This is a genomic window from Nostoc sp. FACHB-888, assembly GCF_014696655.1.
GTDB lineage: Bacteria > Cyanobacteriota > Cyanobacteriia > Cyanobacteriales > Nostocaceae > Nostoc.
Window position 1 is genome coordinate 93,365 of record NZ_JACJQM010000016.1, and the last position, 20,453, is coordinate 113,817.

Consider the following 20,453-nt stretch of genomic DNA (forward strand, 5'->3'; position numbering starts at 1 on the left):
TAATTTAGTAGGTAGTTAATAAAGATACTTTGTTAGATTGTTAAAATTTAAATTATATCTACTTAAGTAGACGTAAGTAGAGATTAATTTCAGATGTAGATTTGGAAAAGGCAGAGGGCACAAGGCTGGAAGTATTAATCAAAACTTTAGTTGTGGATATAAAGCGTAATAGTATAAAAAATATATTGAGATACGTAGCATGAGACACAAGACCTCCAAGATCAATCCCATGCTTTTAAGGGTAAGTTTCTTCTGTTTTCTGAAGTTTTACTCTAGTTACTAAGATACGAGGAGATGAAAAGACAAAGAGAAGGAACTTGCTATGAATTGTTCCCTGCTCCCCATCTCCTACTTTGATACACTGCCTTGAGCAACTAAATGCCTCACAAGCTACTCCTGGGTTCTTAAAGCTTGGGCTACAAGATAAATTTTTGTCCATTCACCTAGCACTTGATGGGTTTTGAGTTTTAATTGTTGGGCTATTGCTTCTATTGAGTTATCCGCTCTCCGCAAATCTAGAATCTGCCGCCCCAGAGGAGTCAATTTTTCATCAAGTTGCTGCCATTGGTTTTGAGTTAAACCCAAGTTATGTTCTTGCAAGGAAATTGAGAGCCAGCTATCTACTAGTTCTGGTTTACCTTTGAGGGCAAAAACACGCACAGCGTGGTAACTAATTTTTTCTCGTAGACGGTATACTTCTTTAGTCTGCTTATTTAATCTCTGGGCGATTTCTTCCTGGGATTTACCTTGCAAATACAGTCGTAGCCACTCTACTGCATCTGTCCCTAGATTTTCTTGCAAATAATTTTCAAATTCTTTTTGTACTGACTGACGCAGTGTTTGTTGTTCTTCTAGCTGTTGTGTTTCTTGATATTCTGCGATCGCCTGAGTATCTACTAAATTAACTCGATTATCACTGTCGTCTGTGAGAACTTCTTCCGACACCAGTCGAATTAAGTCACGCCCCGGTACTTGGGTTAAGCCACCGCGTTGAGTGCGACGCAAGTAGTTTACAAATCGATAAGCTAATAAGGGTTGATTGCGTACTGGTCGTAGACAATATTCTTCCACACTGGCAAATAGCAGAGCATCCCCCAATCGTCTATCGGTTGTATATTTGGCAATATCAGCCATTTGCTGTTGCATCTGGCTATCGCTTTGCAGTAATTCTTGAAGTACCTCTTGCAACACATCCATGACGCTGCGCTGGCGATCGCGGCTTAGGGCAACCCAAGTCTGAATTTTATTCCGCAATGTGACTAAACTCCCCAATCGCGTTATCAAGTTCCGATAAGCACGTTCTCGCCCTAGCCCCAAATAGCGTTGACGTAAAATTCTCCAGCGATATTCCATTGCTTGCTTGGCGATATCGAGTTCCTTCGGATTAAACAGATCAAAGCGTTTTGAGTCAGATCCCAATAGCCAGAGAATAATACTTTGCCTAGCAGCTTCATTTTGGTCTGGGCATTCCGCAGCCAAGCGCTTTCGCCAATCTAAAGCCAGTTGTTCCACATCCCTTGTCATAGTGAGATTGCGCTCCTCGAAACTCAATTTTGAAGTTTGCATCACAACCCCCATTCGTCCCACCTAATTGTTTAATTGGCAACTTGCCAGGATTTCATGAGTTTCATGAAAATAACTCAGTGATTCCACTTTAATTACGTCTTAATTCACTAGATTTATGCAGAAATTTTTATATTTATGTTTTGCTTACAATTTCCAAATGCCCAAAACCCATACCTATGAAGTTTTCAAGGCGATTTTTGTAATTTATACTTTTTGTAAAGTTATAAAAAAGCGTTGGGAAAATCCACTCTTTTTAAAGATGGGATGAGAGACGCACCGACCCCGTTGACGGTTGACGGTTAACAGTCTTTTGTGTTATCCCATCCCGTTTTTAGGGTAGGATGAGCTTAAGTTAAATTTAATAATATATTTTTAAGTCTATTAAGCGTATATACGTAGAAATCGCTCTTTCGGTTAGTAGGGACTGATAAGTAAATTTATTCTTTTTAAACTAGCTTTACGCACAAATGTGTTTCTAAATATTGGCAAGTTATTTTAAAAGTTTTATATTCCCAAAAATGAATAGTCAACAGTCAATATTGATTTTGACTATTGACTTTGACTATTGCTTTCCCTCTGCTTCAAAATTTAACTTCTGCAAAATCTAAAAACAGAAAGAATGCAATCGTCTAAAGTTTTGATAGTCAGAAGTCTGACAAGAAACTTTTCTTTAAATTCATTTATGGTAATTTTTTGTTTTGAATTCCCCCGCAGCAGGTTGAATCTATCGACTGTTTGATCTCACAATGGGATTTTCTACAGATTCTCGATACCCTTGGACTTGTTCTGTATAAGCAATTGGTAGAACAGCTTCAACGTTTTCATGGGGACGAGGAATAATCACCCAAGATTCTAATGTACCGCCATAAACATTTTCTGCGGCTTCAACGCCAGCAGCCATAGCGGCTTTTACTTCAGAAACATCGCCACGAATATTAACTGTAAACCGAGCGCTACCTACTCTGATATAACCAACGAGGGTAACTCGACCAGCTTTTACCATAGCATCTGCTGCTGCTAGCACCGCAGGGAAACCTTTCGTTTCAAGTGCTCCAACTGCCTGTAATGACATTATTAATCTCCTGTATGAATAAACGTGGGGGCTACAAATTAATTGTACGAAGCTTCGCTACAGATTTTGATAGCAAAATTGCTTAGAACATGCGGAAAGGTTCTGATTCTTCAGTGAAATGGATTGGTAATATGGTTTCCACATTTTCCGGAGGATTGGGAACGATGTAATGAGTGATTACTGTACCAACCTTCACTTGCTCTCCAGCAGCGATTCCAGCTTCAACAGCTCTATTTACTTCAGAAACATGTCCCCGGACAGCGACTAACAAACGAGCGCTTTCCGCTTGACCATAATACACAATTGTGACTGCGGCAGCTTTGACCATTGCATCTGCTGCTGCTAAGACACTAGGAAAACCTAAAGTTTCAATTACGCCAACGGCCATTGGCATGGCATTAGCTCCTGGATTAAGGGATAAGCGATATTAATTGTACGTGGCTTTAGTCCCAATTTTGACATTTTGGTAAACTTTCTTTGATGCCCTAATTATTGGGGGAGTGGGGAATCGGGAGTGGGGAATGGGGAGTTAGAATGTTTTGATAGCCGCTAGTCTCTGTTTTATATATTACAAATAATACCTCAGCGTGTTAGTTTGTATAATTTTGTTGTTTACAAAATCAGCGATGTATAGAAGCAAGCTGGTACGATAAACTGAAATTTATGTTTCCGAATTTTCTTCCTAAAGCAGTTGGGCAACTGACAGAATCTGCCTCGATCGCACTAGCTCAAAGTATTCAAACTGCTGCGATCGCCACTCCTTTAATTAATCAACCAGTTACCACAACCTATGTCAAGCAAGGGAGTGGTGGAACTCCTATTTTATTAATTCACGGTTTTGACAGTTCTGTATTAGAATTTCGGCGGCTTTTGCCACTGCTTTCTGGAGATAATGAAACGTGGGCAGTGGATTTGTTGGGTTTTGGCTTTACAGATAGACTCTCAGGAATTCCCTATAGCCCAACTGCGATTAAAACCCATCTTTATTATTTCTGGAAAAGTCTGATTAACCAACCTGTAATTTTGGTGGGCGCTTCGATGGGGGGTGCGACTGCAATTGATTTGGCGCTGACTTACCCGGAAGTTGTAAAAAAGCTGGTGTTAATTGACAGTGCGGGCTTGGCGGGTGGTTCACCATTAAGTAAATTAATGTTTCCCCCGTTGGATTATTTAGCAACTCAATTTTTGAGCAATCTGAAAGTGCGCGATCGCGTTTCCCGCATTGGATATAAAAATCAAAGTCTTGCCTCTGTCGATGCGCTATGTTGTGGAGCATTACACCTACAAATGCCCAGTTGGAATCAAGCATTGATTACTTTCACTAAAAGTGGTGGTTACAGTGCTTTTAGATTTAAGAAAGTATCACAAATTAGACAACAAACGCTAATTTTATGGGGCGACTCCGATAAAATTTTGGGTATTAGGGATGCCATGAGGTTTAAAAGAGCAATTACACAGAGTAAACTCCTCTGGATTCCGGATTGTGGCCATCTTCCACACCTGGAACAACCACAAATTACCGCGCAGCATATTTTAGATTTCCGAGTTTGATTGTAGTTCAAACCCAAGAAACCTGATGCATCTATTGCAACTGATTAGGTACATTTAGAGAGAACGTGTTGAAACAGCAACCCCTACGTATCAAAGTAGCATAAATATCAATAATTCTCCTGTAACGCTGAACTGTAAAGTTTTTGATTTATTGCTAATGGTTTCTGTCAAAGCTACTATTTTTCTCTTTAATAGTGTTACTCTCACATAATTTTAGGGAACTCTGTAGCTAGAGCGATCGCAAACCTGTCTTTCAAACAGACAGGAGTTCATTAGAGTAGATTTAAAAATTTACTAGAAAATCAGTTTATAGAGAAGCTATGAGAATAGAGAGAAATAATAGCTTGGATACCTTAAAAGCATTAAGCATTGCTTTTGTTTTTATCTGGCATTTACGACCGTTTCAATTTCTTATAAATGATTCTACCGATATTATTGTATTTGTTATTGCTAATATTTTGAGGGATTTGGAACTGCAATTATCTTTAACAGCCGTTCCAATATTTTATATTGTTTCTCTTTTATTATTTTTTCAAAAATCATCTGGTGTAAAATACTTAAAAAAAAGAATTACTAAGCTAATTAAAATTTATTTATTTTGGGTAATTGTTCAAAATGTATTTTTTATTATAGCTACGAGAGAATTCCCTAGTTTTTTATGACAAATTATTATAGGTTTAGAACCAAGCTTGCCAATTGTTGGTGATTCAGTTTTCTATTTTTTATTTAATCTAATTTGCTTGACAATTTTAGCCTTTTTATATGAACTCATAAAATCAGATTCTTTAAAAAGAATTGTATCTTGTACAGTAATAATATTTTGTTTATTTTATTTTGAAACCTGTTGCTTACTAAATTTGAGCATTCCTTATCATTGGCTAATAAATTTCGTTATTTACATTCCCATAGCTTTTTACTTAGTTAAATTTCCTGAAAAATTGTTAAATTTGAAATTTTATTACCTAATTGCATTTATATTGTTTTCGTTCCATGACATTTATTTACGTACAGCTGGGTATTACTCAAGCATTTATGGAAGAATTGCCATTATTTTTGGAGCCATAACTATTTTCTGTTATGTTTATTCTCGAAAAGAAATAAATGAGAATTTACTAGTACAAAAATTATCTAAATACTCTCTTGGTTTATTTTCATTACATAAATATTGGCAATACTTATTCTTCTTGCTAGTTAAACATTATCAAATTGGCATAAATACAGGACTTTTTGGAACTCCTTTGAGTAAAATATTTATAATTGAAGGATTTTTTGTTGTATTTTTTACTATTTTTTCAATTTATTTATTGAGGTTAACTTCTTTAAAGCAGTTTATCACTTAGAAAGTAGGCTTTATCTGATTGACTGAGTCTAGTATATTGTGGCAGAAGTTTGTCTAACTTTGACAAGGGGTAAAATCCCCTTGTCTGGTTAATCGTAGCTGGATTTGCACCAAGCTGTACTAGTCAAGTAACCACATCTCATTAGAAGTCTCAGGATACTCATTTGGTTGATTTTGTGGTTGATTTTGAGCTAGTGCTTGCGATGACCGATGTGATTTTTTGTAGTTAAGTGGATTGTAGTGGTCTTTTACTGGTTTTATAGCACTAGTTTCTTTTACAACACTACCAGCATACTCATCTGGTTGATTTTGAGCTAGTCTTTCTGATGAAAGATGTGATTTTTTGTAGTTATATGGGTTGTAGTGTTCTTTTACGGGTTTTATAGCACTAGTTTCTTTTAGAGCTACAGCAAGTTTAGAATTATCTTCTGCTGTTTGTTTTAAAGCATTAATTTCTTCTATAAGCTTGGAATTAGCTTCTGCTAGTTGCAGTGCTGTTTTTTTTGTTTCGTCAAGTTCTTTTGCTACTTGTTGCGCTAATGATTTTTGTTCAGATACTAATGTTTTTTGTCTAGATAACTTTGATTGCAAATCAGCAATTTCCTGCTCTAAAGATGCTTCCTTTTTATGGCTTTCTTCTAAATTAGTTGTCAACTCTTTAACAATTACTTCTAATTCAGCCTTAGTTGGGGTTGTGCGTTTAGTAGAATTTGGTTCAGGTGTTTGCGCTGAGGATTCATCATCAGATGAAGCCTGTTGTTCGGCAATTTCTTCTGCTGTAATTTCAATAGCAGATTCGCCTTCTGGGGGTGTAAATTTTTGCGCCTCTTCTTGTAGTAAGTCAGAGAGACTTTGTTTCCTAGCCATTATTATTTTCTCCAATCACGCTGTAATTCATCAGCTGCACGGCGGTAGTCTAACTCCGCCTCCCGTGCATTACTTCCTCGCCATTGACTAATCGCTACACCCTCAAGTGCCGCTCGTTCATGAGCCTTATAAGCACGGATAAAGGTATTACAAGCAGGAATACCTAATCGAGTCAGAGTGTTTTTTGCTTCTAGCGCTTCCCCCATACTGCGCGTATCAACTTTGGTAAGCAGTACCCGATGGGGAGTTCCCACGGGAATGACGGCTTCCTTAACTGTTTCCACGAGGATAGCTAAATCCATTGCGGCTGGGGGTGTAGGCAAAACTAGATAATCTGCGATCGCAACTACCGCCACTAATGCTTCAGAGCGCAGCGCGGGAGGCGTATCTACTACTACTAAATCGTAACCTGTTATCTTTTGTAAATCACCTAAAAGTGTGGGATCTGTTTCTTGAGATAAATCAAATCCCATTCCCTGCTGACTGCGCCCAAACCACCAACTGGCAGAACCTTGAATATCTGCGTCAATCAGCAATACCTTTTTTTTCTTCGCAAAGTTTGCAGCCAGATTGACTGCGGTAGTCGTTTTACCGACTCCTCCTTTACCGTTGAGAATAGCGATGATTTTTGGCACTGCTTGCTTCCGATGCGGCCTTATACCATTTTAGATTTTGAAAAAGGTAGTGATAATCGCTTTAGGCGCTCCATTTGTCGAAATCATTTTTCAAATTGCTATTACAAGAATATACCGCTTTATGTGACCCTCAAAAACATGAAAACTCGTAACAATAAAATTCAGAAGCCATTAATTCCCCAAACTCTGATGACAGCAACTTACAATCTGCCTGATGGGCCTCAAATGCCGCGCTGGCTACGGATGATCAAATTTATTAATCAGCCACTGAAATATGCGGATGATTTTGCCAAAATCTATGGTGACACCTTTACCATCAAGAGTAGTCGTGAAGATAATCATATTGTGTACTTTAGTCAACCCCAAGCGCTGGAGCAGATTTTTACTGCTGATTCCAGCTATTTTGAGGTTGGTAGGGGGAACATAGGACTAAAATTTTTACTTGGCGATCGCTCTTTTATGTTAGCGGATGGCGATCGCCACCAGCGTCAACGGCAACTACTAGCTCCTCCATTTCATGGTGAAAGGATGCGTGCTTATGGTCAGGATATTCAAACAATAACCCGACAGGTGAGTAATAAATGGCAAATTGGCAAACCTTTTAAGATCCGCGAGTCGATGCAAGAAATTACCTTGCGTGTTATCTTACGGGTTGTATTTGGTTTGGATGAAGGAGAGCTTTTTGAGGAACTTAGGCGATTGCTAAGTGACTTACTAGACTTCATTACTTCGCCCCTAATGTCCAGCACCTTGTTTTTCAGATTCATGCAAAAAGATTTTGGTGCGTGGAGTCCCTGGGGTCAGATTCTGCAACAACGGCAAAAAATTGATCAACTTATTTATACTCTGCTGCGAGAACGTCGGGCTGAATCTGATCAGAATCGCCAAGATATCCTAAGTTTGATGATGGCTGCTCGTTACGACGATGGCCAAGAGATGTCAGATGAAGAATTACACGATGAGTTAATGACACTGCTAGTAGCGGGACATGAAACTACCGCTTCTGCATTAACATGGGCTTTTTACTGGATTGACCATTCTCCAGAGGTGCATGAGAAGTTACTACGGGAACTCAACACCATTGGAGTTAACCCCGATTTGAGTAGTGTGGCTAAATTGCCCTATTTGACAGCAGTGTGCCAAGAAACATTGCGAATTTACCCAATTGCCATGAATGCTTTCGTGCGGATTGTGAAGGCTCCGATTAAAATTATGGGTTACGAACTGCCAAAGGGAACGGCAATAGTCCCCAGCATTTATTTAGCGCATCATCGGGAAGAAATCTACCCACAATCCAAGCAGTTTAAACCAGAACGCTTTTTAGAACGACAATATTCACTATACGAATATTTACCCTTTGGTGGCAGTAATCGTCGCTGTATTGGGTTAGCATTTGCCCAGTATGAAATGAAAATCGTCTTGGCAACTATTTTGTCAGAATTTCAACTATCGCTAGTGAACAAGCGTCCTGTCCGTCCTGTGCGCCGTGGGTTAACTATAGCCGCACCGGCCGGAATGCGGATGGTTGCTACACCTCAAGTTAAGCGTGCGAATACACCAGTGTTAGTCTAGCTGACATTTTGCACCATTTTCAACAACCGCTTCAGAATTTATTCTGAGAAGGTGTTACGCATTTAACTTGAACATTTAGATAAAGGCTGATGACCGATGATTGATGACTGATAACCGTTAACAGTTAACGACTATACAATTTAGGCACGCATCAGCTTAAAAGGATGTTTGAAAAGTCCTCATCTTGGTAGCAAAACGTTTTAGATCCCCCTAAATCCCCCTTAAAAAGGGGGACTCTGATTCCGGTTCCCCCCTTAAAAAGGGGGGTTAGGGGGGATCAATAAGTGCCTAAAATCACAGCCAACCACTTTTCAAACAACCTCTAACTTGTCTGTACACCGTAGCCCATAAAAATTGTAGAGACGCTTTTACCAATTGGCGTCTCTACAAAACTGTTTATTGGGGTACTAATCAAAATCCCTGTACGAATAGATAACAGACTAGTTAAAAAGGAATAGCTCTGAGAAAGCCACCAGCTAAGTTGAGCGCGAAGAAAGCTAAGATTGGAGAAAAATCCATACCGCCTAATGGGGGAATAATTGAGCGGAATAGATTCAAATAAGGGTCGGTTATCTGGGCTAAAGCAGCAAATGGCTGATTATACCAGTTGATTTGCGGAAACCAGGTCAATAAAACCCGGATAATTAGCAAATAGCTGTAAAAGGTGACAAAAGTAATTAGTGTCGTAATCAGTAAACTCATCGATAGCTTTTCCTACTACTAAGTGTCAAACGCGGTCTTATCTTTAATAATTTTAATTTAGTCCATGTAATGGTGTTTGCGGATTTAGCACTTACCACACTTGACATTTTCACCACGCCTGAACATACCTCAGGAGTCTTTAGTGAGGGAGCGATCATTGCTTGCTTGGGGTGAACCGCCATTAACATTTCCCAGTTGCTTTCGCACTTCATCAATTGTGGCATTTAGCTGGGCAATTTTATCTTCTAGCGATCGCCTAGCCGTTTCTATGCCAATGCTCTCGCTTTCTGAGGCTTTCATCTGACGTCGCTTTGCTGCTACTTTCTTCGCTTCGATTTGACTATCCGTCAGTTCTGTATCCTCCTCTGCTAGCAACTCTAGATCGCGTCGAGAAGCAATCACTGCTCCTATGACACCGCCAAATACGCCACCAACAAATGCCCCTGCTAAAAAACCACTGGCAAAACCATCTCGCTGACTCATATATTTACCGCCTTCAACAAACCTTGCAACTTTATACAGTACTTATGCTATTTGCTTGCCCTAGCTGCATACTAGCTTAAGTCCCAAAGATGCGATCACCTGCATCTCCCAATCCCGGTACAATATACCCCTTGCTGTTAAGTGTTTCGTCAATGGTAGCGGTGTAAATTATTAGACCTGGATAAGCTGCACTCAGTTTTTGTAAAGCTGGTGGAGCTGCTACTACGCAAACAATCCGGGTCAGACTTGGATCAGCACCCCGTTGTGTCAATTCTGCCATTGTCGCCATGATCGACCCTCCTGTTGCCAACATTGGATCGGTAATTAACACTCGTGTTTGAGGGTCAAATTTTTCTGGTAACTTGTTCAGATAACAATGAGGTTGCAGCGTTTCTTCGTCTCGCGCCAAGCCAAAATGGTAAATCGAAGCTAAAGGCAGTAAAGTCTGTGCTCCCTCAAGTAATCCTAGTCCAGCCCGCAGAATCGGCACTACTGCTACTGGGATCTGCGGATCAATGACGGTTGCCGGACAGATATCTAAGGGACTTTGCACCACTGTTTCTTGGGTTGGTAACCAGTCTCGCGCAGCTTCATAAGTCAGCCATCTTCCTAACTCAGTCATGGCACTGCGAAATAATACTGAAGGAGTGCCTGCATCACGGGCAACTGCCAGCCAGTGTTTGATCAGGGGATGGGGTGGAACATAAACGCGCAATTGTAGCGTCATAGCCAGAAATAGGGGCTTTTTGATTGTATAAGAACTGAAACACCATAATACTCTTTCCTGCATCCGGCTGACAGCTAATAATTGACGCTCTCAAATTTATTGATAAAAATTTTCATTAATAGTTGACATTTATTCTCAATCAAGGCTATATTGTTATACAGTGTTCTCCTCTCTTTTAAGGATCGGCAGACGGGATTAGTCAGCAGTAGCAGGCTCGTCCCTCTTTTTTGTCATGGGGCATTGGGCATGAGGGAGAATAACTAATGACTATGACTAATGACTAAAATGCAAGATATTGATGCGATCGTAATTGGGTCTGGGATTGGCGGATTAGTAACAGCAACTCAGTTAGCAGCGAAAGGAGCGAAAGTGCTGGTACTAGAACGTTATTTAATTCCAGGTGGTAGCGCCGGTTATTTTGAACGCCAAGGGTATCGATTCGATGTTGGCGCATCGATGATTTTTGGGTTGGGACAAAATGGTACTACTAACTTACTCACGCGCGCTCTGTCATCTGTGAATGTTAGCCAAGAAGCGATCGCAGATCCGGTACAGATTCACTATCATCTACCCCAAGGTCTAGACCTGAAGGTTGACCGGGTTTATGAAAAATTTTTACAAAATCTTACTGCTCATTTTCCTCATGAAAAACAGGGGATTCGTCGCTTTTATGACGAATGTCAAAAAGTATTCAAGTGTCTCAACAGCATGGATTTGCTGTCGCTGGAAGAACCCCGGTATTTACTGCGAGTATTTTTCCAACATCCTTTGGCGTGTCTCGGTTTAGTTAAGTATCTGCCCCAAAATGCGGGGGATTTCGCAAGACGCTATATTAAAGACCCGGAATTATTAAAATTTATCGATATGGAGTGTTATTGTTGGTCGGTGGTTCCATCAGACATGACACCAATGATTAATGCTGGGATGGTCTTTTCTGACAGGCATTATGGCGGAGTTAACTATCCTAAAGGCGGAGTGGGACAAATTGCCCAAAAACTGGTGGAAGGTCTAGAGAAGGCTGGAGGTAAGATTCAATACCAAGCTAAAGTCACGAAAATTCTTACAGAACACGGGAAAGCGATTGGTGTGCAACTGGCGAATGGTGAAGTATATCACGGTAAACGCATAGTTTCTAATGCTACACGATGGGATACATTTGAGCAATTACTACCAGCAGAAGATATGCCATATAATGAGAAAAAGTGGCAACAAAATTATCAAAAATCTCCAAGCTTCTTAAGTTTGCATATCGGGGTAAAGGAGTCAGTTCTACCTGCGGGGACAGAGTGCCACCACATTTTGCTGGAAGATTGGGAAAAGATGACAGCAGCAGAAGGCACAGTTTTCGTTTCGATTCCCACATTGCTTGACCCAGATTTAGCACCAAGTGGATATCACATCATTCATACCTTCACGCCTCACTGGATTGATGATTGGCAAGAACTTTCTCCGAGTGAGTATGAAGCGAAGAAAGAAGAGGTGGCTTGGCGAATTATTGATCGCCTAGAAAAGATTTTTCCCGGATTAGATGCCGGATTAGATTATTTAGAGGTGGGGACACCCCGCACCCATCGCCGCTTTTTGGGTCGTCAGGATGGCACTTATGGGCCAATTCCCCGGCGCAAGTTACGAGGGTTATTGAAGATGCCCTTTAATCGCACAGCTATTCCAGGACTTTATTGTGTAGGCGATAGTACCTTTCCGGGTCAAGGATTGAATGCAGTAGCTTTTTCTGGGTTTGCTTGTGCCCATCGCATTGCCGTAGATTTAGGATTTTAGGACTTACGCTGTGAGTAATTCTCGCAGCAATAATTTCAAGGTGACTCATAAAATATCTTATTTTTTCTCAGCACTCTTGTGCCTCTGCGGCTAAATAAATTACTTTTAAATCGCAGAGGCGTAGAAAACATAAAGTAAAGAGGAATTTATTGACTATGATTTAGATCATTGTAATTTTATTAGCAGCTTTCATAGCTTTTTCTCTAGCCTCTTGGACATTAGCATCTTTTGCTAAAGCTACGCCCATTCGCCGATATGGATGAGCATTAGGTTTACCAAATAATCTAATATCTACATCTTTTTCTGACAAAGCATCGGCTACGCCATCAAAACTAATAGAATCAGATTTTTGTGATGCTAAAATTACCGCACTAGCTGAGGCTCCTAGCTGTTCTATATGAGGAATTGGCAAACCTAAAATAGCTCTTAAATGTAGTTCAAACTCATTGAGATTTTGTGATATTAATGTCACCATTCCCGTATCGTGAGGTCTGGGAGAAAGTTCAGAAAAAATCACTTCGTCTTTGGTAATGAAAAATTCAACACCAAAAATTCCGGCTCCTCCTAAAGCATCGGTGACTTTTATAGCTATTTCTTGAGCTTTTAATATCTTGTCTTCAGAAATTAGTGCGGGTTGCCACGACTCCTGATAATCGCCTCTTTCTTGACGATGACCAATAGGAGAACAGAAAATAGTGGGTGCATTCCACTGTTTAATTGTCAGTAAAGTTATCTCAATTTCAAAATTAATAAATTCTTCTACGATGACCTTTTGACTGTCTCCTCTAGAATTAGCGATCGCATAATTCCAAGCTTTCTCAACCTCGCTCTTATCCTGCACTACAGACTGACCTTTCCCTGATGATGACATCACTGGTTTAACAACATTAGGAAATCCGATTTTATCCGAAACTGCAATAAATTCTTCTAAAGTTATTGCGTAACCATATTTAGCCGTTCTGATGCCCAATTCTTGATGTGCCAGTTCCCGAATTCTGTCGCGGTTCATTGTATAGTTAGTAGCAGCCGCAGTCGGTATAACTGTAATCCCTCGCTGCTCAAATTCCAAAAGTTTTTCTGTTCTAATTGCTTCAATTTCTGGTATGATAATATCTGGCTGATGTTTTTTCACTACAGCTTCTAAATCATCAGCACTGAGCATAGAAATAACTTCATAGGCATCAGCAACTTGCATAGCTGGAGCATTAGCGTAGCGATCAACGGCAATCACATAATTACCAAGACGTTGAGCAGCGATCGCAAATTCTTTGCCCAGTTCTCCTGAACCTAGCAACATCAATTTTTGGGGCAACTTAATACTCATTAACTTATCCAGGTCAATCTCAATTTAATAATCTTATAATTTTGTGTGTTTTAATTATCATCTCTTCAAGAATTAAATCTAGCTCCGCGTAATTGTAAATCTTGACGTTGCATCTGAGTTAAACCAGTACCTACACCAAGATGACACTTATCTACTAGAGCCTCTAACCAAATAGTCTCATTCAAAGTCGCACCTCGTAAATCTGCATTTCTCAAATCGGCTTTCGTAAAATTTGCAAATAACAGGTCTGCATTTATTAAGCTGGTACCTTGCAGATTTGCTCCAGACAGATTTCCCCGAATAAAGTTTGCGCCATCTAAAATTAAACCAGATAAATCTGCTCCTATAAGATTCGGAAATTTTAGCTGACTTGGATATTGAAAAAACCTCATCATACAGATAATATTTGCTTCATTTAGTCGTATTTTTGTTAGAAAATCATAACGAGCTATACCAAGTTGCTTAAGAATTTGTAGACGCTGTGAAGAACTTTGTTCTAAAAACTGAATGGCTGTATGTCGTAGGTCTTGAGTTGGCAGATTTAGCATTATTGTCAAATTGTAATGATACTTATGCTAATGAAAAGTTTAACCTTAATGCAAGAACCCCGACTTTTCAAAGAAGTCGAGGTTCTAATAGATAATTACTTACCTAGTACAGCGCGACAGAAATAAACAACCTATTCCGAATCAACGAAAAGCATACGCTGTATTCATCTTGACTTTTGACTTCCGCCTTGCGGCACTAGCGTCTTGCTAATAGTGCCTTTGTTGCAGATTCGCCTGCTAATCTCACCTGTTTTGTTAACTGGAAGTTTAACAACGCTAGAACACTCAACTCAGCTAGGAATGCCATAAAAATTGTTGTTGCTCCAGAGTATTGTATCGCTGCCCAAGGAAAAGTTGAAAACAGCCATACAGTAGGATATTCCCACGAGGATATGCCAAGAAATCCTAGAATTATAGGTGGTAAGAATGATACCACGCCTATAGTACCTATTGCCCAGAAAGAACGTTTGGGAGTTTTCAGCAAAAGTATTAATTGGGCAATTGTAGCGTAAATCATGATTATGCTGACAGACAAAGCTACAGCTAAAACTACTTTCAACCCGCCAATATTACTATTTAGCCAATTGTCTGTATATAAAACAGATGTAATTAAAATCCAGACTAGCAAAGGGATAATAACAATTGTCAGATTAATAGCGATCGCCACAAGTGCAGGGCTTTTTTCAGCCCAAATTAGATCCTGCCAAACACTCTTGCGGCTAGAAACTTCCTGATGTCGATATCTTGCCCAATCTTGTACATCTTGACGATGAGGGGAAAGAATAGCAATCAGACTGAAAATTAACCCCAAGTTGTATATTGCCAGAAAAATTAAATTTGGCTCAAACTGTCCGTAAAAGTTGGAACTATTTTGCCAATTTTGTAAGCTAAATCCCCAGATCATCACCTGGCAAAAAGCTACTAATAAATAACTTTGTCCCTTGCTGATGATTGAAGCTTGAGGATTACGAAAGCAACGTTTTAAAGCTTGTAATATTCCATAACTGTACAATCCTAAGTTTAACAAATGGAAACTAACAAGACTAACAACATTTTTTCCTAATGGTAAAAAGAAAAACTCCAAGTTTTTCACTTGAGAGCCATTATATACACGTGCCAAGTTAGGAAAAAGATAATTGATTGTATCCCAAGGGGCGAAAAGCCTTAACCAAGCAGTTGAATTATTTAAACCGTTGCTATTAGAATACGATGCAAATCCTATTGTTATGAACAAGAAAAGCAAAACTGCACCGCTACCTAACCAAGGTTGAAAACCGCTAAACCAACGGCTCACTAAGCCAAATGCTAACGCGGTGCTGTAGAAGAAAATACAGCTAGCTGCAAGAATTGCGTAGTAACTCAAAATGTAACTAAAGGTAATTCCGGCGGAATTTCCAGCCCACAAGTGTAAAGGAATTGCTGCTAAGACAACGAGATAAATTAAACTCGGAACCCCTACCAACTTCCCAGTCAATATACTTGTTTCTGATTGAGGACTGAGACGGATAAAATTCAGCGTGCCGCGAGTTTCTTCTTTAACTAAATCATTGATGAGCAAATAAGTTCCTGCAACTAAGAGGGTAAATACAAAAATTACACTCAAAGAGAGGAATATATATTCCCAGTGATCTCGCCACCACAACTGCCAATCAATTTCATTTGCCGGACAAAAGTTCTTTGAGAGAAAATAATTAAAATCATCAATTTTAGATTGATTTGATTGCTGGTAAAGCTGGTTTTGCCGCAGTTCATATAATTTGCCCAAACGACAGTATGTAGCAGTTAGCGAGTATTCATCATTAGGAAACTCACGTAACTGATATAAAAAAACTACTATTTGTACAAGTAGAGATGTTGCAACTGCGATCGCGACATTAAAAAATTTCAGTCGTCCTTTGAGTTCGCGGAATAGTTGCGGATTCCAATCGCCGATTTTGTCTATTAAATTGACCATCATAGGAAAAAATTCTCCAAAAATGGGGAGTGATATTTATTGACGAATTAAGATGCTTGTTTGTGACCTAATTTTAAGAAAATAGTTTCTAAGTCTTCTTGTGTGCAGTGAAAATCAGTCAGAGGAATGCCTGCTTTAATGAGCGATCGCAACAACTCAGCACTATCTTCATCTTTGCCCGAAAAATTCACCCGCACACTATTTTTTCCTGATATCACCTCCCACTCTTCTACTAAATGATGATGTTTCAATTCCCTTAACAGTGATTCTAGGTTCCCTAGAGTTGATATCACAATTTGCTGGTGGGCAAGACGTTGATAAAGTTGCTGTAAAGAGGTACTTTCTACCAAAAAGCCAAGTTCCATAATTCCCACAGAAGTACACAGTTCAGCTAAATCACTGAGAACGTGGGAAGAAATGATTACAGTCATCCCAGCTTCTTGTAAAGCCTTGATGATTTCACGAAAGTGCATCCTAGCAATAGGATCAAGCCCAGAAACAGGTTCATCCAGTAGTAGTAAAATCGGTTCGTGGATAATGGTTCGCGCTAAACTTAAGCGCTGTTTCATTCCCCGCGACAGTGTAGAAATGCGACTATTGCGTTTATTACCAAGTTGGATTAGTTCTAAAACTTCATGTAAACGTTGAGTGCGGCGTGGTTCTCGTAAACGATAGAGACGCGCAAAATAATCTAGGTAGTCCCAGACTGTCAAATCTTCATATAGCGGGTAGTCATCAGGTAAGTAGCCTAGACGACGCTTAAGTTTGGGATTACTCTTGTCAGGGAGTAGGCGATCGCCATTAATATAAATCTCACCCGTTGTTGGTTCCTCAGCAGTTGCCAACATTCGGATGAGAGTTGTTTTACCCGCGCCATTCGGCCCAATTAGTCCATATACTTCCCCCGCCTGGATTTCTAAATCAACATCATTGACAGCAACGTATCTGTCGAATTGCTTAGTTAGTCCACGGGTGCAAATTGCTAATTCTTTTACCATCGCTGCTGGGGTGCGGCTTGTGATTAACAGTTAACGTAACCTTTTTCTACAACTTTTGTCAGGCTGGTTTCGGAAATTGAAACTGGCTTTATCTAGAGCTGCTTTGAGTCATGGGCATTATTTACGCCACTTCATCAAAGCTTTAAATAATACCAAATATTAACTTTTGTTACGGGGAATACTAAAGCTAAAAATCTCTAGGTCTTCTTAGTCAGCCCTCTCAATATTGACAAATAAGATATTTTATGATGTTGCTTCACGGGATAGCATCTTGAGTTGCTTTGTATAGCTTGAGCTTTCGAGCGGTGGAACAGTGGGGATGTTTGCCATCAACCGTCAGTGGTGGTCGCTTCTTTTTGGGACTTCTGGGATGCTTGCGAAACGATTTAAGATGTACTTTGGTGGCTAGATGTTGGAGAACGTTTACCATCTGATTGAGGTTAAAGTCTTCAAAGCATTGCCAATGAACCGGAGGAATAGCAATCATCATGCCGCGATAGATGGAGTGAATATCATCCACCAGATAAAAATCAGAGAGTCCTGCGTCAATTTTGTCTATTCCATGTACACTGCCCAGTACAGCTTTGAGTGTAGCTAAAAGGTTGTAGACTGACAGTGCCATGCAATAGGAGAACAAGGCGGCTTTGGGATAAGCTAAGGTTTCAATCTCCCCATGAAAGTTTTGGGTGACAGTTTGAAATAAAGTTTCCACACTCCAGCGTCCTTGATAAAGTTCTGCCACTAAAATTCCATTTGCGTCTGCGGGTGGTAAGTTGGTCAAAATGGCAATTTCCCATTCTTGGTCACGGGTAGGACGATTTAACTTGACTAAAATACGGCGTAAGCGTTCAGTCCGTCCCTCATAGACAATCTCGATCTGTTGTTCAAACACAGTTCCTGTTTCACACAACCCGACAGGATGTAACTCGCACAAAGGCTTGTATCCCGAGCCCCCGTGTTGACGAATCACAAAAAAAGCGGACTGTTGCATAATGCTGGAAAGAAGTCCGGCAGTACAGAAATTACGGTCGGCAATCCATACCTGTTGAGGTTGCACTTGTGCCAAAATCTGAGCAAACAAGGAGCGTTCTTGGGCATGACCGTCTTCACAGGGAATGACATCAAGCAGCAGTTTCATCTCTGGGTCGAGAATGGCGATCGCTTTTCCTGGTAACGGTTTGGCTGCATGGGGACGAAGCGCTGCTAGTCGGCGCTCAGTACCTGCCAAACAACTGCCATCTACAATCCGTTGCTGATACTGCTTTGACAGAGGACTGGGGCGTTCCACATTCAAGCCCTGGAGCAACTCAATCAGTTCGGATGCTGTCTCATGTACTAATGCCCTACTTACAGACAGTTCTACCCGTTGCAGTTTGTTGTATAGTGCCGTGGTGCTCACACTCACCTCTACTGCCTTTTTTTGATAGGCGGCATGGACTGATGGATACATTCCACACACCACTAAACTCATCAAATCTACAAGAGTTGAAAACAATAACTCTTGTTCGTATTGACGTTCGCTGTAAGTCTTGAATATCTGATTCATCCGTTCAGAGTTAAAAATGTGTTCCATCAGTCCTCGCATCATCACGCTGATGGGACTGGCTTCTACAAATGCTTCAAACACCGGAGACAGCATCGGTTTTTGAGTATATTTATAAGTTTACCTTCTTAGAAAATTCATATAATGTGCTATTTGTCAATATTGAGAGGGCTGGTTTTCTACTCTTACTTGCAGCATGGCGCTGTATTTTGCTCCTAAGCGCAACATTCTGTCATCAGTTGTTAAAAAGATATCGGCATTTCCGACTTCTGCACAAGCAATATGAGATGCATCAAAGGTTTTTAATCCGAGAGCAACAACTTCTTTAGCACTGGACTTAACCTGTTCTTTAGCCATAATTTTAGTGCTTGCTAAAGCAGCCCAAGCCATCATTTGTCGTTTTCTTTCTCCGTCTGGTGTCTGTTCCAACTCATCATCTATAACTTCACTTCCCAGTAATTGCCATTCGCCACTCTGACAACGAGCCAAAATTAGCCGTACCGCCTCAGCTTCTAAAAAAATCCCTTCTTGTGTCTGGTCATCAAAAGGGCGATTCAGACAACATACATCTAAATAAATTAAAAACTCCATCGGTACATTTTGCTAGGTATGATATTTAATCTGCAAGCATTTACCTAGTAATAATCAACTATGACCCAGAACTACCGCATTACTCTACTCCCCGGCGATGGCATTGGCCCCGAAATTATGGCAGTGGCGGTAGACGTGCTGAAAGTCGTAGGGAAGAAATTTGATCTGAAGTTTGAATTTCAAGAAGCCCTCATCGGTGGTGCAGCAATTGATGCTACAGGCGAACCCCTACCATCTGCCACTCTAGATACCTGCCGTAACAGTGATGCTGTGTTACTTGCTGCCATTGGTGGTTATAAGTGGGATTCCCTGCCATCCAATTCACGCCCAGAAGCAGGTTTGCTAGGACTACGTGCAGGTTTAGGATTATTTGCCAATTTGCGCCCAGCCAAAATTTTGCCCCAGCTAATCGATGCCTCGACTTTGAAACGCGAAGTTGTGGAAGGCGTGGATATTATGGTGGTGCGTGAACTCACTGGTGGGATTTACTTTGGTAAACCTAAAGGGATTTTTGCCACAGAAACTGGTGAAAAACGCGGTGTAAATACAATGGTTTACACCGAGTCTGAAATTGAACGTATTGGGCGGGTGGCGTTTGAAGCGGCAAAAAAACGTGGCGGAAAACTTTGTTCGGTGGATAAGGCGAATGTATTAGAAGTATCTCAGTTGTGGCGCGATCGCATCACCCAACTTAGTACGGAATATCCAGATATTGAACTCTCTCATTTATATGTAGATAATGCTGCTATGCAGTTAGTACGCGCTCCCAAGCAATTCGACACCATAGTTACAGGCAACTTGTTTGGCGATATTCTCTCTGATGCTGCTGCCATGCTTACAGGTAGTATTGGGATGTTACCGTCAGCTAGTTTGGGTGCTTCTGGACCTGGTGTATTTGAACCAGTTCATGGTTCCGCCCCAGATATTGCTGGACTTGATAAAGCTAATCCTCTCGCACAGGTTTTGAGTGCAGCGATGATGTTGCGCTATGGTTTAGACCAGCCAAAAGCAGCAGATAACATTGAAGAAGCCGTATTGCAAGTTTTAGAACAAGGCGATCGCACCGGGGATATAATTTCTCCAGGAAAAAACCTTTTAGGTTGCCGCGCTATGGGCGATGCACTGATTTTAGCTCTTGAAGGAAAATAATTAAATCATGCAACTTGGGCAATTTGGCAACCTTTGCTATAAGTTTCGGGTAG

At 40.4% G+C, this 20,453-nt stretch carries 19 protein-coding genes; 5 read left to right on the plus strand and 14 right to left on the minus strand.

Annotation, left to right across the window (positions count from 1 at the left end; all coding sequences use genetic code 11):
* Nucleotides 1-390: 390 nt before the first annotated feature.
* The 3 genes from H6G26_RS12840 to H6G26_RS12850 form a co-directional block, all read right to left on the minus strand.
* On the minus strand, nucleotides 391-1,578 hold the full coding sequence (locus H6G26_RS12840) for a HetZ-related protein 2 (RefSeq protein ID WP_190729630.1): 1,188 nt from the start codon (nucleotides 1,576-1,578) through the stop codon (nucleotides 391-393).
* 712 nt (nucleotides 1,579-2,290) lie between these two features.
* Nucleotides 2,291-2,638 (minus strand): carbon dioxide-concentrating mechanism protein CcmK, encoded by a 348-nt coding sequence (locus H6G26_RS12845; protein ID WP_109011757.1) that lies wholly within the window; start codon nucleotides 2,636-2,638, stop codon nucleotides 2,291-2,293.
* An 82-nt stretch (nucleotides 2,639-2,720) separates the two neighbouring features.
* On the minus strand, nucleotides 2,721-3,032 hold the full coding sequence (locus H6G26_RS12850) for a BMC domain-containing protein (RefSeq protein ID WP_190729631.1): 312 nt from the start codon (nucleotides 3,030-3,032) through the stop codon (nucleotides 2,721-2,723).
* A gap of 269 nt (nucleotides 3,033-3,301) precedes the next feature.
* Here H6G26_RS12850 and H6G26_RS12855 point away from each other — a divergent pair, with 269 nt between their 5' ends.
* Both H6G26_RS12855 and H6G26_RS12860 read left to right on the plus strand, forming a co-directional pair.
* Nucleotides 3,302-4,189, plus strand: a complete 888-nt coding sequence (locus H6G26_RS12855) for an alpha/beta hydrolase (RefSeq protein WP_190729632.1) — start codon at nucleotides 3,302-3,304, stop codon at nucleotides 4,187-4,189.
* A gap of 320 nt (nucleotides 4,190-4,509) precedes the next feature.
* Nucleotides 4,510-4,851 carry an acyltransferase family protein gene (locus H6G26_RS12860; RefSeq protein ID WP_190729633.1) on the plus strand — a complete coding sequence of 114 codons (342 nt, stop codon included), beginning with the start codon at nucleotides 4,510-4,512 and terminating at the stop codon, nucleotides 4,849-4,851.
* A 797-nt stretch (nucleotides 4,852-5,648) separates the two neighbouring features.
* On the opposite strand, the gene H6G26_RS12865 is transcribed toward H6G26_RS12860, so the two are convergent.
* Nucleotides 5,649-6,395, minus strand: a complete 747-nt coding sequence (locus tag H6G26_RS12865) for a hypothetical protein (protein WP_190729634.1) — start codon at nucleotides 6,393-6,395, stop codon at nucleotides 5,649-5,651.
* Nucleotides 6,396-6,397: 2 nt separating this feature from the next.
* Nucleotides 6,398-7,030 carry a ParA family protein gene (locus H6G26_RS12870; protein WP_190729635.1) on the minus strand — a complete coding sequence of 211 codons (633 nt, stop codon included), beginning with the start codon at nucleotides 7,028-7,030 and terminating at the stop codon, nucleotides 6,398-6,400.
* 189 nt (nucleotides 7,031-7,219) lie between these two features.
* Between H6G26_RS12870 and H6G26_RS12875 the strand changes: the two genes are divergently transcribed.
* Entirely contained in the window at nucleotides 7,220-8,602 is a 1,383-nt protein-coding gene (locus tag H6G26_RS12875) for a cytochrome P450 (protein WP_190729667.1), read from the plus strand.
* Between the two features lie 444 nt (nucleotides 8,603-9,046).
* Here H6G26_RS12875 and H6G26_RS12880 read toward each other — a convergent pair whose 3' ends face one another.
* The 3 genes from H6G26_RS12880 to upp all read right to left on the minus strand — a co-directional run bounded on the left by H6G26_RS12880 (nucleotide 9,047) and on the right by upp (nucleotide 10,514).
* Nucleotides 9,047-9,304 carry a YggT family protein gene (locus tag H6G26_RS12880; RefSeq protein WP_190729636.1) on the minus strand — a complete coding sequence of 86 codons (258 nt, stop codon included), beginning with the start codon at nucleotides 9,302-9,304 and terminating at the stop codon, nucleotides 9,047-9,049.
* A 129-nt stretch (nucleotides 9,305-9,433) separates the two neighbouring features.
* The gene (locus H6G26_RS12885; RefSeq protein WP_190729637.1) at nucleotides 9,434-9,787 is read right to left on the minus strand and encodes a hypothetical protein; all 354 of its coding nucleotides are present in this window, start codon (nucleotides 9,785-9,787) and stop codon (nucleotides 9,434-9,436) included.
* A gap of 76 nt (nucleotides 9,788-9,863) precedes the next feature.
* Nucleotides 9,864-10,514 (minus strand): uracil phosphoribosyltransferase, encoded by a 651-nt coding sequence (gene upp, locus H6G26_RS12890; RefSeq protein ID WP_190729638.1) that lies wholly within the window; start codon nucleotides 10,512-10,514, stop codon nucleotides 9,864-9,866.
* 276 nt (nucleotides 10,515-10,790) lie between these two features.
* Here upp and crtH point away from each other — a divergent pair, with 276 nt between their 5' ends.
* Complete coding sequence (gene crtH, locus H6G26_RS12895; RefSeq protein WP_190729639.1) at nucleotides 10,791-12,293, plus strand: carotenoid isomerase; 1,503 nt, start codon at nucleotides 10,791-10,793, stop codon at nucleotides 12,291-12,293.
* A gap of 160 nt (nucleotides 12,294-12,453) precedes the next feature.
* On the opposite strand, the gene purT is transcribed toward crtH, so the two are convergent.
* The 6 genes from purT to H6G26_RS12925 all read right to left on the minus strand — a co-directional run bounded on the left by purT (nucleotide 12,454) and on the right by H6G26_RS12925 (nucleotide 19,251).
* Nucleotides 12,454-13,617, minus strand: a complete 1,164-nt coding sequence (gene purT / locus H6G26_RS12900) for a formate-dependent phosphoribosylglycinamide formyltransferase (protein WP_190729640.1) — start codon at nucleotides 13,615-13,617, stop codon at nucleotides 12,454-12,456.
* A gap of 65 nt (nucleotides 13,618-13,682) precedes the next feature.
* Nucleotides 13,683-14,165 (minus strand): pentapeptide repeat-containing protein, encoded by a 483-nt coding sequence (locus H6G26_RS12905; protein ID WP_190729641.1) that lies wholly within the window; start codon nucleotides 14,163-14,165, stop codon nucleotides 13,683-13,685.
* 196 nt (nucleotides 14,166-14,361) lie between these two features.
* Nucleotides 14,362-16,122, minus strand: coding sequence for an ABC transporter permease (locus H6G26_RS12910; RefSeq protein WP_190729642.1), 1,761 nt, complete (start codon nucleotides 16,120-16,122; stop codon nucleotides 14,362-14,364).
* Between the two features lie 44 nt (nucleotides 16,123-16,166).
* Nucleotides 16,167-17,117 (minus strand): ABC transporter ATP-binding protein, encoded by a 951-nt coding sequence (locus tag H6G26_RS12915; protein ID WP_190729643.1) that lies wholly within the window; start codon nucleotides 17,115-17,117, stop codon nucleotides 16,167-16,169.
* 256 nt (nucleotides 17,118-17,373) lie between these two features.
* Nucleotides 17,374-18,756, minus strand: a complete 1,383-nt coding sequence (locus H6G26_RS12920; RefSeq protein WP_190729644.1) for a transposase — start codon at nucleotides 18,754-18,756, stop codon at nucleotides 17,374-17,376.
* Between the two features lie 60 nt (nucleotides 18,757-18,816).
* Nucleotides 18,817-19,251, minus strand: coding sequence for a PIN domain-containing protein (locus H6G26_RS12925; protein WP_190729645.1), 435 nt, complete (start codon nucleotides 19,249-19,251; stop codon nucleotides 18,817-18,819).
* A 60-nt stretch (nucleotides 19,252-19,311) separates the two neighbouring features.
* Here H6G26_RS12925 and leuB point away from each other — a divergent pair, with 60 nt between their 5' ends.
* On the plus strand, nucleotides 19,312-20,400 hold the full coding sequence (gene leuB, locus H6G26_RS12930; protein ID WP_190729646.1) for a 3-isopropylmalate dehydrogenase: 1,089 nt from the start codon (nucleotides 19,312-19,314) through the stop codon (nucleotides 20,398-20,400).
* The last annotated feature ends 53 nt before the right edge of the window (nucleotides 20,401-20,453 follow it).